The following is a 14,732-nucleotide window of genomic DNA, read 5'->3' as shown; positions in this document are numbered from 1 at the left end:
ACTATTTCCCCAGCCTTTCCTCGGTGTCTTCGCCTTGCTGCACATCCTGGCGCAGAGGTTCTTCCGCTATCTCTTCTCTTGCGGGTGTTTCAACGTCACCGGGTGTTTCCGATTCTTCGGGTGTTAAGGAGCCCGGAGCTGCAAGTTCGATGGGGGCAGTCGTGATATCGGAACGTGGGGTGAGTGGCAGAGTAAGCAAAAACATGGTGCCCTGCCCCGGCACGCCTGCTGCTGTTAACGTACCGCCGTGCAAGACCGCATCTTCACGGGAAATCGCCAATCCCAGCCCCGTACCGCCAGAATGACGGACTCGGGATGGATCGGCACGCCAGAACCGATTAAACACCAGCTCTTCTTGACCAGGCTTAAGCCCCACACCATGGTCTACAACAGCCACGGCTACGGCGTCTTCGGTAACGGCGCAGTGAACGTCGACAGGCTTTCCATCCGCATGGTCAACGGCATTAGCCAGAAGATTACGCAATACTCTTTCTATTCTGCGTGAATCTCCCACCAGGTTTACTGGCTCGGCGGGGATGTCGAAACGCACCTCGATGCCCAGCTCTTGCGCAAGATGCTCGACCTGCTGCCACGCCGCGTTAATGCACGCGCGAATATCAAGGTTGCTTTCTGCGAGGTCTGCAACGCCTGCGTCGTGACGCGAAATCTCTAGGAGGTCCGCCAACAGCGCCTCAAAGCGATCAAGCTCTCGCACCATAAGTTCGGAGGCGCGCTTCGCGCCAGGCGAGAGGTCGTCGGAACCATCTGCGATCATGTCTGCGGCCATGCGAACCGTGGTAAGCGGGGTTCTTAGCTCGTGGGAGACATCGGAGGTGAACTGGCGTTGTAGATTTCCGTACTCTTCCAGCTGCGCGATTTGTTTGGACAGCGACTCGGCCATGGAGTTAAAGCTCATCGCCAGACGCGCCATCTCGTCTTCCCCGTCAACTACCATGCGCTCGCGTAAGTGGCCTGAGCTAAAACGCTCCGCAATACGGCTGGCAGAACGCACCGGTGTGATCACCTGCTGAGTAAGCAGCCAGGTGATGCCCACGAGCAGCACCACAAGAACGATGGCCGCACCAGAGAACAAACCGCGCAAGAGCGCCAGGGTTGCCTCGTCGGATTCCATGGACATCACTAAATAGACTTGAGTGTTAGGAATATCGGAATTTGTGGGGGTCCCGATGATGAGGGCCTTGTAGGTTGTGCCGTTCGCGCGGTCAATGGTGGCAAATTGATAGGAAACCTGCCGTTGATCCACAAAGCTCCGAAGCCGCTCTGGGATGCGGTAGCCCTCTGGGGAAGCGATGACAGTCCCATCAGGATTGTTGACCAGGATGACTGGTTCATAGACCGCCTGATCCTCTGCTGACGCCACCTTATTGGCCAGCGCAGCACGGGCAGAGTTGAGGCGAACCTGCACGCTGCTGGAGGAACCGGTGGCCTTGATTTGTTGCTCCACGGACACGCGTGCACGGTCGATCTCCGAGTTTGCGATGTCCAACTTGGTGTTGATTAACCGCTGGGTAACAAAGCTGACCAACACAAAGGCCAGGATCATCATGACTACCAGCGACGCCGCGAAGATAGATCCGAGAACTTTGAATTGGAGCGAGGTGCGCCACAGCTCAACAAAGCGATGCCGCAACCGTTTCAGGCCATACGCAGAAATAGAACTTACTCCTGCCCAGTCTTATATCCGACGCCTCGGACGGTGAGCACAATCTGAGGATTTTCTGGATCCTTCTCAATTTTTGCACGCAAACGCTGCACGTGGACGTTGACCAAGCGAGTATCCGACGCGTTCCGGTATCCCCACACTTTTTGCAGTAATTCTTCACGGGTAAACACTTGGCCGGGCTTACTTGCCAGCTCAAGAAGCAAATCAAACTCCAGCGGGGTGAGCTGGATAATTTCTCGACCGCGGCTTACCACGTGGCCGGGGACGTCGATAGCAAGGTCGCTGATCTCAATAACATCCGCGGGTGCATCATCGGTACGACGCAGCCGTGCCCGCAAGCGAGCAATAAGCTCCTTGGGTTTAAAAGGCTTAGTGATGTAATCATCTGCTCCGGTTTCCAGCCCCAACACCACATCAACGGTGTCCGTTTTGGCCGTGAGCATCACTATGGGCACCGTCGAGTTCTGGCGGATCAAGCGGCAAATATCAATGCCGTTCATGCCCGGAAGCATGAGGTCCAGAAGAACGAGATCAGGTTCTTCCCGATTAAAGGTGTCTACTGCTAGCGCACCATCGGTGACAGCCACGGTATTAAAACCTTCAGCTTCCAGCACGATCGTAAGCATCTCAGAGATCGCTGGATCGTCATCAACGACGAGAATCTTCTGGGGCATCTGCCTGAAGTCCTTCCTCAAACAAGCGCGGAATACCCACCGCCGTCGCCCCTATGTGCGAGCTTTGCTCACACAGGAGCGCCAGAAGAAGGTCACATCCCGCCTAGCGGGTTTCCATAATGATTTTAAAACTAACTCATTTCATCGTACCCAGGGTTTGGATAATCCTGAGCGCGACATCATCGACAGAGTCTCCCGACTGCGCCACAATCCAAGGGGAAAATTGCTCTTCCTCCGCCAATCTGGCATACGCATCTGAGGTCCGATTCTGCAGGCTATCATTGGTTTCATAGCAGTCGCGAGAACGATCCTCGTCCTGTTCCTCCCGCTGTGCAGCGCGCTGGGCCGCTACTTCAGGCGAGGTGTTCAGAAGCACTTGTATATCGGGGGTAGGAAGCCCAAACTCCCCAAACTCAAGGTCAGAAACCCATGTCACCAGGTTCCAGTCCTGCGCACGGGCGGCTGAATACGCAGCGTTGGAGGCCACATACCTATCGAGCAAGATAATGTCTTTGCTCCCCTTATATGTCTGAAGCTCCTCCGCTATCTCCCTACGGTCCAGCGCAAAGAGCAGGGCCATGGCATAGATAGAGTCGCTGACATCGCCCATCTCCTGGTATAAGGCCTTTTGCGCGAGCTGGGCATGAATGGAGTCTTGGTAGCGTGGAAAACCTAAAACTCGTGCATCAAGCTTTTCGACGAGGGCGCGGACCAGCGTATTCTTGCCCGCGCCGTCGATTCCTTCAATAGCAATAATCATTAGTAACGGTAGTGCTCCGGCTTATAAGGTCCCGCGACATCCACGCCTATGTATTCCGCTTGTTCTTTGGTCAACTCAGTGATTTGTCCGCCCAAAGCCTCAACATGGATTCGGGCTACCTTCTCGTCCAAGATCTTGGGCAGGCGGTAGACCTCATTGCGGTAGCGGCCATCGTTGCGGAAAAGCTCTATTTGAGCAATAGTCTGGTCTGCAAAGGACGTGGACATCACAAAGCTGGGGTGCCCAGTGGCGTTGCCTAGATTCAAGAGGCGTCCTTCTGACAGCACGATGATTGCGTTGCCATTGGGCAGCGTGAACTCATCAACCTGCGGCTTAATTGTCACGCGCGAGACGTCGTGGCGGTGCAATAGCGAGGCCATGTCTATCTCATTATCAAAGTGGCCGATGTTGCCAAGAACCGCATGATCCTTCATCTTCAGCATGTGTTCGAAGGAAATGATGCCCATATTCCCTGTCGCAGTGATCACGATGTCTGCTTCAGAGATGGCTTGATCCACTGTGACCACAGAGAATCCGTCCATCAGCGCCTGAAGAGCATTAATCGGATCAGCTTCTGTGACTTTTACGCGAGCGCCCTGACCAGCCATTGCCTCTGCGCAGCCTTTGCCCACGTCGCCATAGCCACAAATCAAGACATTCTTGCCGCCCATCAGCATGTCGGTGGCGCGATTGATGCCGTCGATAAGCGAATGGCGCGTGCCGTACTTGTTATCAAACTTGGACTTGGTCACGGCGTCGTTAACGTTCATTGCAGGGAAGGGCAGCACGCCTTCTTCTGCAAAGTGATACAACCTATGCACACCTGTCGTGGTTTCTTCGGTGACGCCTTTCACAGATGATGCGATAGCCGTCCACATGCCAGGATCTGATTCCAGCGTTGCCCGCAGCATTTCCAGGAACGCCTGATACTCGTCGGAGTCCCCTTCCTCGCTCGGCGGCACAACGCCGGCCTGCTCATACTGGCAGCCGCGGATGACCGCCATGGTTGCGTCTCCCCCATCATCCAGGATCATATTGGGAAGCTGTTCACCCGGCCATGCAAAAATTTTATGCACACAATCCCAGTATTCTTGGAGTGTCTCGCCCTTCCAGGCGAAAACCGGAACACCCTGTGGGTTATCTACGGTCCCCTCAGGTCCAACGACAACCGCAGCTGCCGCCTCATCTTGGGTGGAGAAGATGTTGCACGATGCCCAGCGCACTTCCGCACCCAGAGCCACGAGCGTCTCGATCAGCACAGCCGTCTGAACCGTCATATGGATCGAACCAGTAATCCGTGCTCCGGCGAGCGGCTGCTCTTCGCGGTATTCTTCCCGCAGCTGCATCAAACCAGGCATCTCGTGCTCTGCGAGACGGATTTGGTGGCGGCCTGCTTCCGCGAGGCTTAAATCTTTCACCTTGAAATCAAAAGAGGTCATTTAAGTATTCCTTCTCACAAGTGCCGCGCACCTAATACATCGAAGCTCTATCAACGTATGCCGACGACATTCCTAGTGGTGTCTTCCTAGAAGTCTTTCATAACGCGTGTGTAGATGGGGCGTTACGACGCCCCTCCCCCAACAACACTTCTTATAACCGCACGCTGGCCAAAAGTGCCACCCCTGGATTAGCTCAAAGCCTCTAGGAAAGCCTCAAGGTCTTCTTCTGTATCGGCCTCTTCTAGCAGCTTGCTTGCAGATTCGTGCAAAGCCTCATCGCCTTCCCCAATATATTCCCGGATAAAGGGATAGGCACCCACCAAGTCGCCGTCGCTAAAAGGTGCTCCTGCCCAAATAGCAGCGATCGTTGCCGCAGCCAGGCCGTTAAGCTGCTCGTCTTCAGAAACTCGACCTGTTCCCGTTGCTAAAACACAGGCATCGCGCACAGCTTCTACGACGTCATCGCCGTCTAGATCGTTCAGCTCGTCGAGAAAATCAACGTTAACTTCCTCAGAGAAAATCTCACTCTCCCAGGTGCTCATGGGTTATTCCTTTCACTACATTTTATTTTTAACCAAATTATCCGGCGCATCGACGAGTCATCGCTGAGCTAACTCTATTCAATGGACATTCGAGATTTTAAACCGCCCCTCCTGTCAGATTTGGCACAGCACCACAGGGAAAGACGCCGGAGACTCCCGATACATACCAAAAGGAACATCGCAATCTTTGACAGGCATCTCAATCAAGGGTTCGCCGCAGCTTTCGATCACGTACGTACCTCTTTTATTACACCTCCGCAAAGGCAGCCGCTACTGGCTCACAAAAACTTATTTTATGATTTTCCCTATAGGAATAACTGATACTCCTAATCATTACGACGTTCATCAAATAACGATCAAAAAACTTATTTTCATCTGCAAGAAGAGCTCTTATGGATACCTATGATCTTCTTTTGCTGGCGATCCTCCTGGCGCGTCCTTTTTGCAAACACCAGCACCGCCCAGATCACGCTCAGGTTACAGAGTGCTAAAAGGTATGCTACGGTCGTTTTTGTTATCAAATCGTGATTGGATTTCTCGCATCGTTCTTGAGCGGGCCGACGAAGAGCCGCCCCCCCCTACTAACGAACGATATAGAGAGAACCCACACACCACGATGCCGACGTACGACATCCATTACGACGTTGAGAGGAGCCGACGTGGACAACACTTACACCCGCCGGTTTCTATTGTTCATTGCTGCCGGCACCACGTTAGCTGTTGCCATCGGTATCTTGGTTTGGAAGCTCGGAAGCCCCCAGACCATTGCATCAAATACAGTCTCCGATGCTGGCCCACAAAAATTGGAAGAAGCCGCAGTAACGTCTTCCTCCAGTGCCGCACCTCAGGCAGCAAGCAGCACCCAGGCTCCAGCAGCTTCATCGCCTCAAGACGACTCCTACGCTGTTCATACGCCCTACCCAGTAGCCCCTAACCGTGCTCCTCAGGTACGTCACGACCCTCTCATGCCACCCAATGCTCATGTGGGAACCGGAGGAAAGGCAATTACCCCGACCACCACGGTCTCTGCCCCCTCAACCCCACAACCACAGACAACAACTGTGATTCCAGAGACAGACTCACCTGTTGTTATCCACGAGCCTGAAGAAGAGACTTCGCAAAGCCAAAGCTCTCAGCCGCCTACCTCGATTCCCCCGGTAGTAGAGGGGTCTTCTTCCAGTCCAGGACAGTCTTCGGAGAAGCCGGACCAAAGCATAAGCAGCACTTCGGCGGAACCAAGCCCAGCTCCCACGGAAATCATCACAGAGCCCACTGCCCCTTTGGTGGACCCTTCCACCGTGCGCAAAGCGCTGAGCTCTGCGGGAACTCTTCTTAACCCGCATGCGCAGCCTCGCACTACTGCGCCACAAGAAGCTGAACCTAAGCCTGCCGCGCCAGTCCAGACCGCAGAAAAAGCACCGGTTCCGCAGCCTTAAAACAGATAATTGTTAAGAGGGAGCAGCTTGCACGTGCTGCTCCCTCTTTCTTGTATCGTGCTAAAAATCAGGTCACACGGTAGCTACAAAAAGCTGGCCCTGTCCGCGCGCCTCTACCTCAGCATCAGCTGCAGAAAGCCACAGCGCTTGAGTTGGCCCTAGGGCCACTCCGTCGACTTCCACCATTCCGGCCGTGCACAAAAGGATGGCAGGGCCGTCGTGAGCGATCTTCTCTGCGGTGTTATCAAGGTCGAATCGCTTAATAGCAAACTCGTTAATAGGTACTGGATAAACTCCAGATTCTGCCTCCACAATGGGGTCTTCTAAAGAGGAAAACTTCAGCACTCGCACGAGCTCCGGCACGTCAACGTGTTTGGACGTCAACCCGCCACGCAGAACATTGTCGGAGTTTGCCATGATCTCCACGCCAAGGCCTCGAACATAAGCGTGCAAGTTACCTGCATCGAGGTAAATAGCCTCCCCGGGTTGGAGAACAACATAATTGAGCAGGATTGCGCCCAATACTCCCACGTCTCCGGGATACTGCTCATTGAGCAACACGATATTCTTCAGCGCAGCGCTCATCCACTCCGGGGCAGTGTCTGCTTTTTCTTTCGCAGAAGCCACTACCGCGGCGATGAGACCGCGGCGATGAGCAGTGGGGATCGTAATCCATGTAGTAAACAGCGCGCGCAGATTATCGGATTCCTTGAGCGGATTATCCACGACCATCGCAATGTAGCGCTCTAGTTCCTCACAGTCGAGGAATCGCAGCATCTCCAGGGTCTTAGCCAATGGACGGAATCCTGCCATCGCATGAAACTCGGTCAAGGCGATCAGCAACTCAGGCTTGTGGTTATCGTCCTTGTAATTCCGATTATGAGCCCCAAGCTGAATTCCCTGCTCGTTGTCCCGAGCAAATCCTTCCTGAGCTTGCTCCAACGAAGGATGGGCCTGCAAAGATAGCGGCTGATCCGCTGCCAGGATTTTCAGGAGGAATGGAAGCCTCTCTCCAAATTCACTGTGCACGCGATGCCCAAGCTGTTGCTCAGGAGCGGCGGCGATGTGCTCGGCGAGGGACTCATCACCAATCTGCGATGGCCCGCCCGGATGGGCACCATACCAAAGTTCAGCGATTGGGCTGGTTCCTTGCTCTTCGCCTCTAAGTTTTTGGATGAGTGTCCTAGAGCCCCAGGCATAGGCCTGCGCACTTGGGGACAGCAACTGCATGTCATTCCTTCCGATATTCCGTACCAGTCTTGGCACCGATGTAAGAGAATACTTGTTAACTCGATAGAAAGGCAGTCGCCGCGAAGCCTCGAGCGATCATCCGCAGTGGAGTGCCCATGAGTCCAGCGTCGACAAACTCTGTCCGCTCCCACGCATTCTGTTCGGGTTCGCACCACGCAATCGTTGTCACGTTTTGCCCCGCGGGAGCTTTATCCAAGTCAGGATCAAAAAATATATCTTTAGGTGCATATGAGAAACGTCCCAGGGCAGCCCCAAGTTCCGCGGCGGGAAGACTCATCGATTCTTTCCCATAACTAGTCCATAACACAGCTATGAGATTGGCCACTGCCACAGCAGGGGCGGTGGCACCGGTATGAATGATGTGTCCGGTTATCTGAGCTAGCTGACGCGCTCTATTGGTGTCCTCATCGCGTTCTGGCGAGCACTGTAGAATCTCCGTGTCCACGCAAGAGGCATATTCCTCCAAAGCACGAGCAGTTCCTTCTGCATCGTGGTCAAGCAACCCCAGCACTGCCATCGCTACGGCGATAACGCGAAGAGGGCTTGGTCCCTGCGCCAGAGGAAGAACCGGCACAACGGCTGTGTCTTGGCTAGCGTCGTCGTGAAGCATCCCCTCTGCAGCGCTAACAAGGATTACTGTGCAGCCTCGACGTTCCGCAGTAATGAGAGCCTGAGATAGGTGCTCCGAGGAAGAACGCTCAGTAGCAATAATCACGATGTCCAGAGGTCCCACGTAACGCGGTAATTCTGAGGTAACGGTGACGGGAACCTTCAGCGGAGCATGTAAAGCTATAGCCGCCTGCGCTGAGTACGTAGCAATTGCCTCTGTGGTCACTACAACGAGGCTTCGTGGTTGAGTTCCTTGCACAGCATCAAGCCCGCCGGAGCGAACAAACTCTGCAACCACTCGTAGCTGCGCGCCTTCATGCGCTATATCGTAAAATGCCACGGCTTCTGGGTCATAGGAATGACTGGGTATAACGGCAGCATCGCTCTCGCGGAACATCTCCTGTGTATTCATTTCCTTCCAATTGTAGGTCTAAACCGGAAGGCACATTCTGCGCAGCCCTTAACAAAATACGCAAAAACTCCCGGGGATAGCGCCATACATGGCTGCATGTTCCCTGGGAGTCAGATGCTCACAGTACAAAGCTAAGGAAAAGTTACTGCTTAGGATCCTCTTGTTAGAGCTTATTACGCGCGAATAACCCCAAGGATTTCAGTAACGAGGGCATCCACTTCTTCTGAGGTAGGAGCTTCAACATTCAGGCGCAGAAGCGGTTCCGTGTTGGAAGCACGGACATTAAACCATGCTTTGGTGTCCTTGAGCTCCACCGTAACGCCGTCGAGACGATCAACGCTTTCAGTGCGATTCGCAAAAGCATCAAGTACGGCTTGCGTACGCTCAGCCTGTGCCTCAGCGCTAGCCAAACGCGAGTTAATCTCACCCGATGCCTCGTATCGAGAATACTCTGCCATCAGCTCTGAGAGCGGTTTGTCTTGTCCGCCCAGAGCCGCCAACACGTGCATTGCCGCAAGGATTCCAGAATCGGCGTTGAAGAATTCAGAGAAATAGTAGTGCGCAGAGTGCTCGCCGCCGAAGGCAGCACCGTGTTCCGCCATCTGTGCCTTGATAAAGGAATGTCCCACCCGCGTGCGTACGGCGACGCCACCATTTTCTGCGATGACCTCTGGCACGGTCTTGGAGGTGATCAGGTTATGGATGATTGTGCTTCCTGGACGCTGCGCGAGGTACCGTTCCGCAACGATGGCGCAAATAGCCGAGGGGCTCACCGGATCGCCATTCTCGTCAACCACAAAACAGCGATCTGCGTCGCCGTCAAAAGCTAGACCAATGTCTGCTTTTACCTCCGGGGTGAACTTTTGCAGATCTACAAGGTTCTTGGGATCGAGCGGGTTGGCCTCATGGTTAGGGAACGTTCCGTCTAGTTCAAAGTAGAGAGGCTTCACATCCAGCGGGAGCCCTGCAAAAACCTCAGGAACCGTGTGCCCGCCCATACCGTTTGCCGCATCCACGGCAACAACGAGCGGACGAATGTCCGAGAGGTCTACCAGGTCGCGAAGGAAGGAACCGTAATCCGCGAGGGTATCTTTCTGCGTGATGGTGCCGGGTTCGCCATCGAAAGCAGGAACACCCTCCACAAGCATGTCAATGATCGTGCCCAAGCCTGTTTCTTGCCCCACAGGTCGTGCACCAGAGCGACACATCTTGATGCCGTTGTATTCGGCAGGATTGTGGGATGCGGTGAACATTGCACCAGGGCAGTCCATGACGCCAGAAGCGTAGTACAGCTGGTCTGTTGAGGTGAGTCCCAGCGCAATCACATCAACGCCTTGCGCGGTAACTCCGTCTGCAAAAGCTTGAGTGAGTTCGGGTGACGATGGCCGCATGTCGTGGCCTACGGCGACTTTAGTAGCGCCCTCGTTACGCATCAGATGGCCAAAAGCCGAGCCTACCTCGCGGATGAAGTCAGCATCGATGTCAACGCCGACTACGCCTCGCACGTCATAAGCCTTGATGACCTTGGTCACCGATTCACGGGTACGCATCTACCAAATCCCACCTTTCAGGGATGAACAAAAGTACTCCGAAGAGATTGTACTCTGATTCTTCCCATCGCCAGCAGTGTGGCGGTGGATAACGCGTCGTGCGCGCTGCCGCGCAGCCGGCAATGAGTCCTTTAGTAATCATCCTCCGGGTCAGGAACAACCGAAAGGTGTCCACGCCTAGTGTTCTTTGACACCTGTCTGCGTTGCGCACGGTGAACAGGGTGATTAACTCCAAAATCTTGATTGGAATCGATCAGCCCACTAGTAGTTCTGCCGGCTTCCCGCACTGCCTCTGCAAGGGCTGTGAGGTCCTCGTCGTCGTCGTCAACCGCATCGACGCGCAGCAACTCCCATCCCAGCGGAGCTGTAATCTTGGACGCGTGGAATTCACACAGATCCCAACTATGCGGATCACTGTTAGGAGCCAAAGGGCCAACCACAGCGGTTGAATGTGCGTACGCGTAAGTCAACGTAGCTACGGCAGGCTTACCGCAACCGGGGCGAGAACAACGACGAAACTGATTCACGTCCATAAAGTCTAGACTCCTAGTTGAGGTTTAGGTAGCCCAGGGGGACTTCGGCGCGTTCTCCCAACCTATAGCGTTCTTAGTTTTAGTGTTATCAGCATGGATTACCGCCTGAATCGAGACCGCCACGGCAGAGGGCTACGAGGCCCCGCGTTCCCCACGGCCGTTCCGCGCTACCGTTCACGGCGTTCGCTTTTCGACGCCGCAGTGCTTGAGGCATATGCGCCCATCCAGCAAAGTTTTGCCCAACAACTTGCACATCTAGACATTGCGGTAGACACGGTTCCACGTATGCGACTCAATGCCAATGCCGCGTTATTGCCGGACGAAGTCGCTGCCGACGGACCTGTCCCACTAGGCCGCGTCATTCCAGCAGGAATAGATCACTTAGGGAGTCCCACCCGCGCCCGAATCGTCCTTTTCCGCATGCCGATAGAGCAACGAACCAACTCAGCGCAAGAGCGCCAAGAGCTGCTTACCATGGTTCTCACTTCCCTCGTAGCCAATTATCTCAACGTGTCCCCCACGGATATCGACCCAGATTTTCAGTGGTAAAACCGCCGTAAGGCATTACCAGTGATGGTGCAGAACTCGCGCTATGGCACTAACCCATAGTCAGAAGATCCCCCCGTTGCCCCTCCATACAGACGCAAATAAAGGACCGCCCAGGCATCGCACCTAGTAGGTCCTTCATATTACAAAGTCTTAACCAATATCCCGTTTGAGTCTCCGGCGCTCACGCTCAGAAAGACCGCCCCAGATACCAAAGCGTTCATCATGCTCTAGCGCATATTCTAGGCACTCATCACGCACAGCACATGCTTGACAGATGCGCTTTGCCTCACGTGTAGATCCACCCTTCTCAGGGAAGAAAGCTTCCGGATCTGTCTGGGCGCACAGGGCCTGCTCTTGCCACTCCTGTTCAACTGCACCAAACAGGTCATCTAGCGTCAGCTCTAGGGGTGTGCGAGTCCGAGGCGCGGCGTTACTGGCCATATCTTCCACGCCACCCTCCTCTCCTCGTTCATGTTCTCATATGCGAGCTCTTACGCGAAGGGAAACCACGTCAGCCCACAACACGCCACATAGATACACAGCACACTCACGCAGGATTAGCGGGATATGTAAAGCCATATAAGAAGACTATGCAGCGAATTACATACTTGAAATTCAACACTCCAACACAAGATGCCGTCAACCTGAGAGTGGATTTCCCCTTGAAAAAAATGCATTTCCCCAGCTCGCAAACTTCACGAGTCACATCTTTCACACAACATATTTCTCGGGGGCGGACGTCAGGGGTACTAGATCTAGTATCCCTGACCCAGAGTCACTACTGACCACGTAGCAACCAGCGTGTCGCTACACCTATCAAATTCTCTCGTGCTATCGCACGCTAAAGAACTTTCACATGTACCTTGAAGCCCCTCCGAAAGACTCTCCAACTTTTATTCAACCACTCTATTTTTTTAGCAGCAAAATGTCCTCAAGGGCACAAACACACGCTACTAAAATTGAGATGGTCGACACATTTTTCTAGGCGTCAGAGCTGAAGCGGATTCCAGCGGTGGGAATCTCAACTCCTGGCCATACTCGTAGCCCGTTCAAAAGCTCGCAGCGTGCACCGATCTGAGCGCCTTCACCAATAACGCAGCCCTTGATTCGAGCGTTAGCACCAATGCGAACACCATGGGCGATGATGGAGTCTTCAATGACTGCCCCTGGTTCAATGGTCACCCCATCAAAAACCACGGTGTCATCGAGACGGCAACCTGCACCGACTTCCGTACCCCGGCCGATAACGGTGCCGCCCAGCAAGAGCGCGCCATCTTTCACGCCGGCGGACTCGTCGATAAGCGATTCGCCTGTGCGCCCCTCAAGCAGCGGCGACGGCGCAATGCCACGAACCAAATCGGAAGAACCGCGAACAAAGTCCGCCGGTGTTCCCATATCGCGCCAGTATGCATTATCCACATATCCAAAGACGCGACGCCCCTCTTCCAGCAGCTTGGGGAAAGTCTCACGTTCAACGGATACCACGCGGTCAGCAGGAATCGATTCAATCAGCTCGCGGCGGAAAACATAGCAGCCAGCGTTGATCTGATCCGTAGGAGGATCTTCCGTCTTTTCCAAGAATGCTGAAACACGTCCCTCAGCGTCAGTAGGAACACATCCGAAAGCCCGCGGATCAGGGACTCGAACGAGGTGCATGGTCAGATCGGCCTGTTTCTCGTGATGTGCATCGAGAATTCCGCCCAGATCCGTACCGCCAAGCACGTCTCCGTTGAACACCATGACGGTATCTGCACGAAGCTTTTCATAAACGTTCCGGATACCACCGCCAGTACCTAGCGGCTTATCCTCAACAACGTATTCGATCTCCAGGCCCAAGTCTTCGCCATTGCCAAAGTACTCTTCAAAGACCTCCGCTTTGAAAGATGTGCCTAGCACGACGTGCTTAATTCCGGCAGCCTTAATTCGTGCAAGGAGGTGCGATAAGAACGGCACACCCGCAGTCGGCAGCATCGGCTTCGGAGTCGACACCGTCAGCGGACGAAGGCGCGTGCCTTTGCCACCAACCAGGATCACGGCATCTGTGTTACCGCGCAGCGTCGTTGTGGTCATTTTTGATGTCCTTACTTTTCTTGCTTGTCACGCACGCCTAGACGTGCACCTCCGGATTGACTCAATCAGACTACCCTGACAGAACCTGAAGTTTATGGTTCCACACAGAATGTCCAGCGACACGACCCGCTATCACACATACGGAAACGCGGCCCATGCCTCCCGATCCAGGCGTTACTTTTTCATTTTCGCCGACGCTACCGCCACAAAAGCACGAGCTTGGAGCCCCAGTTTTAAAACAACACGTATGGGCAACTGCCATGCATGGGGATGACGATCCGCTTGGAATCGATACGCCGACTCGTGATGCGCAGGGAGCATCTTTTCCGGATGCTTTCCTGCCGCATGTCCCACGGCATGCGTGATAAAAGAAGAAGGACAAAAGACATTCTCAAAACCTGCGCGGCCAAACCGGTCACCCAGATCTACGTCTTCCATATACATAAAGTAACGCTCGTCAAAACCACCTATGGCATCAAAAGCGTCCCATCGAACCAACAAACACGAGCCTGACAACCACCCGGCGGTGCGCTCAGTGGACATGTCAGCATCGTCCTTATACGCCTTTGTCCAGGGATTATTCGGCCATATCGCACCAAATAATGCATGCCCGATGCCGTTGCTTAGCGTAGGAATAGCACGCGCCGAGGGATACGCAGACCCATCGCTTTGCCGAATGTAAGGACCGATTGCAGCAGCATTCGGCCAACGCTGCGCGCATTCAAGCATGACGTCGATTGAGCCTTTGTCAAAGACCACATCGGGATTGGCTAACACGAAGAACTCCGGCTCTATGTCACCGTTTTCTCGTTTGTCTTTGAGGTGACGAGCCGCCGCGTTGATTGCAGAGCCGTAGCCGATGTTGCCGCCGGTAGCAAAAAACTCCACGCCGTCCCGTTCTTTCGCAGCAGCCTGAGGGGTTCCATCTGTGGATCCGTTGTCCGCGAGGACGGTATACGCACCCCGCGCGGTCGCTTCGCGTACAGAATCTAGGAAGGCTGCAAGGTGATCGCCGGGAGAGAAAGTAACCGTAATCACGGCTATCGGCTTGGCATCTGTTGTAGTCACCCGCTTGAGCTTAGTCGGGCATATCCGGGAATCGAGATCTGCCACGCTTTTATTCATCGTTGGGAATCCGAACACACAATAAAAACAATTTCGCAGAAAAACTACGGCTTTTAGCCCTACTTCACCTAGACTTTTACCTGTTTCTACTCCTTTCT

General features: G+C 54.1%; 14 protein-coding genes. 2 read left to right on the top strand and 12 right to left on the bottom strand.

All coding sequences use genetic code 11. The features are described 5' to 3' along the window. Position 1: 1 nt before the first annotated feature. The 5 genes from mtrB to CULFRC11_RS02770 form a co-directional block, all read right to left on the bottom strand. Entirely contained in the window at positions 2-1,651 is a 1,650-nt protein-coding gene (gene mtrB, locus CULFRC11_RS02790) for an MtrAB system histidine kinase MtrB (protein WP_023635279.1), read from the bottom strand. A gap of 29 nt (positions 1,652-1,680) precedes the next feature. Beyond that, on the bottom strand, positions 1,681-2,358 hold the full coding sequence (gene mtrA / locus CULFRC11_RS02785) for an MtrAB system response regulator MtrA (RefSeq protein WP_013910953.1): 678 nt from the start codon (positions 2,356-2,358) through the stop codon (positions 1,681-1,683). 136 nt (positions 2,359-2,494) lie between these two features. Beyond that, on the bottom strand, positions 2,495-3,118 hold the full coding sequence (locus CULFRC11_RS02780; protein WP_023635278.1) for a dTMP kinase: 624 nt from the start codon (positions 3,116-3,118) through the stop codon (positions 2,495-2,497). After that, positions 3,118-4,557: an adenosylhomocysteinase gene (ahcY, locus tag CULFRC11_RS02775; protein ID WP_023635277.1), complete on the bottom strand. Its 1,440-nt coding sequence runs from the start codon at positions 4,555-4,557 to the stop codon at positions 3,118-3,120. The genes CULFRC11_RS02780 and ahcY overlap by 1 nt, the downstream gene beginning before the upstream one ends. 188 nt (positions 4,558-4,745) lie before the next feature. Next, positions 4,746-5,099 (bottom strand): DUF4259 domain-containing protein, encoded by a 354-nt coding sequence (locus CULFRC11_RS02770; RefSeq protein ID WP_013910950.1) that lies wholly within the window; start codon positions 5,097-5,099, stop codon positions 4,746-4,748. A gap of 659 nt (positions 5,100-5,758) precedes the next feature. On the opposite strand from CULFRC11_RS02770, the gene CULFRC11_RS02765 reads away from it, so the two are divergent. Next, positions 5,759-6,535, top strand: a complete 777-nt coding sequence (locus CULFRC11_RS02765) for a hypothetical protein (protein ID WP_023635276.1) — start codon at positions 5,759-5,761, stop codon at positions 6,533-6,535. Between the two features lie 72 nt (positions 6,536-6,607). Here CULFRC11_RS02765 and manA read toward each other — a convergent pair whose 3' ends face one another. The 4 genes from manA to CULFRC11_RS02745 all read right to left on the bottom strand — a co-directional run bounded on the left by manA (position 6,608) and on the right by CULFRC11_RS02745 (position 10,890). Continuing rightward, positions 6,608-7,765 carry a mannose-6-phosphate isomerase, class I gene (gene manA / locus CULFRC11_RS02760; RefSeq protein ID WP_023635275.1) on the bottom strand — a complete coding sequence of 386 codons (1,158 nt, stop codon included), beginning with the start codon at positions 7,763-7,765 and terminating at the stop codon, positions 6,608-6,610. A gap of 55 nt (positions 7,766-7,820) precedes the next feature. Beyond that, on the bottom strand, positions 7,821-8,807 hold the full coding sequence (locus tag CULFRC11_RS02755) for a hypothetical protein (RefSeq protein ID WP_023635274.1): 987 nt from the start codon (positions 8,805-8,807) through the stop codon (positions 7,821-7,823). A gap of 173 nt (positions 8,808-8,980) precedes the next feature. Beyond that, complete coding sequence (locus CULFRC11_RS02750) at positions 8,981-10,357, bottom strand: phosphomannomutase/phosphoglucomutase (protein WP_023635273.1); 1,377 nt, start codon at positions 10,355-10,357, stop codon at positions 8,981-8,983. Positions 10,358-10,488: 131 nt separating this feature from the next. Then, positions 10,489-10,890 carry a DUF3499 domain-containing protein gene (locus CULFRC11_RS02745; protein WP_023635272.1) on the bottom strand — a complete coding sequence of 134 codons (402 nt, stop codon included), beginning with the start codon at positions 10,888-10,890 and terminating at the stop codon, positions 10,489-10,491. A gap of 93 nt (positions 10,891-10,983) precedes the next feature. Between CULFRC11_RS02745 and CULFRC11_RS02740 the strand changes: the two genes are divergently transcribed. Further along, positions 10,984-11,439 carry a metallopeptidase family protein gene (locus CULFRC11_RS02740; RefSeq protein ID WP_013910944.1) on the top strand — a complete coding sequence of 152 codons (456 nt, stop codon included), beginning with the start codon at positions 10,984-10,986 and terminating at the stop codon, positions 11,437-11,439. Between the two features lie 150 nt (positions 11,440-11,589). On the opposite strand, the gene CULFRC11_RS02735 is transcribed toward CULFRC11_RS02740, so the two are convergent. The 3 genes from CULFRC11_RS02735 to CULFRC11_RS02725 all read right to left on the bottom strand — a co-directional run bounded on the left by CULFRC11_RS02735 (position 11,590) and on the right by CULFRC11_RS02725 (position 14,634). Next, positions 11,590-11,889, bottom strand: coding sequence for a WhiB family transcriptional regulator (locus CULFRC11_RS02735; protein ID WP_014300514.1), 300 nt, complete (start codon positions 11,887-11,889; stop codon positions 11,590-11,592). Between the two features lie 531 nt (positions 11,890-12,420). Beyond that, entirely contained in the window at positions 12,421-13,509 is a 1,089-nt protein-coding gene (locus CULFRC11_RS02730) for a mannose-1-phosphate guanylyltransferase (RefSeq protein ID WP_023635270.1), read from the bottom strand. 174 nt (positions 13,510-13,683) lie between these two features. After that, a complete protein-coding gene (locus CULFRC11_RS02725) occupies positions 13,684-14,634 on the bottom strand; it encodes a glycosyltransferase family 2 protein (RefSeq protein ID WP_031270063.1) in 951 nt (316 codons plus the stop codon). Positions 14,635-14,732 lie beyond the last annotated feature (98 nt).

The sequence above is a fragment of the Corynebacterium ulcerans genome, from assembly GCF_000767685.1.
GTDB classification, from domain to species: Bacteria; Actinomycetota; Actinomycetes; order Mycobacteriales; family Mycobacteriaceae; genus Corynebacterium; species Corynebacterium ulcerans.
The sequence above is the reverse complement of the archived record's forward strand: the minus strand, read 5'-3'. Positions and strand labels throughout refer to the sequence as shown.

What these genes read in the sequence shown, in the direction of transcription:
- mtrA (WP_013910953.1), bottom strand. Translation starts at nt 2,358, where the DNA reads ATGCCCCAGAAGATTCTCGTCGTTGATGACGATCCAGCGATCTCTGAG.
- CULFRC11_RS02780 (WP_023635278.1), bottom strand. Translation starts at nt 3,118, where the DNA reads ATGATTATTGCTATTGAAGGAATCGACGGCGCGGGCAAGAATACGCTG.
- ahcY (WP_023635277.1), bottom strand. Translation starts at nt 4,557, where the DNA reads ATGACCTCTTTTGATTTCAAGGTGAAAGATTTAAGCCTCGCGGAAGCA.
- CULFRC11_RS02770 (WP_013910950.1), bottom strand. Translation starts at nt 5,099, where the DNA reads ATGAGCACCTGGGAGAGTGAGATTTTCTCTGAGGAAGTTAACGTTGAT.
- manA (WP_023635275.1), bottom strand. Translation starts at nt 7,765, where the DNA reads ATGCAGTTGCTGTCCCCAAGTGCGCAGGCCTATGCCTGGGGCTCTAGG.
- CULFRC11_RS02755 (WP_023635274.1), bottom strand. Translation starts at nt 8,807, where the DNA reads ATGAATACACAGGAGATGTTCCGCGAGAGCGATGCTGCCGTTATACCC.
- CULFRC11_RS02750 (WP_023635273.1), bottom strand. Translation starts at nt 10,357, where the DNA reads ATGCGTACCCGTGAATCGGTGACCAAGGTCATCAAGGCTTATGACGTG.
- CULFRC11_RS02745 (WP_023635272.1), bottom strand. Translation starts at nt 10,890, where the DNA reads ATGGACGTGAATCAGTTTCGTCGTTGTTCTCGCCCCGGTTGCGGTAAG.
- CULFRC11_RS02740 (WP_013910944.1), top strand. Translation starts at nt 10,984, where the DNA reads ATGGATTACCGCCTGAATCGAGACCGCCACGGCAGAGGGCTACGAGGC.
- CULFRC11_RS02730 (WP_023635270.1), bottom strand. Translation starts at nt 13,509, where the DNA reads ATGACCACAACGACGCTGCGCGGTAACACAGATGCCGTGATCCTGGTT.
- CULFRC11_RS02725 (WP_031270063.1), bottom strand. Translation starts at nt 14,634, where the DNA reads ATGAATAAAAGCGTGGCAGATCTCGATTCCCGGATATGCCCGACTAAG.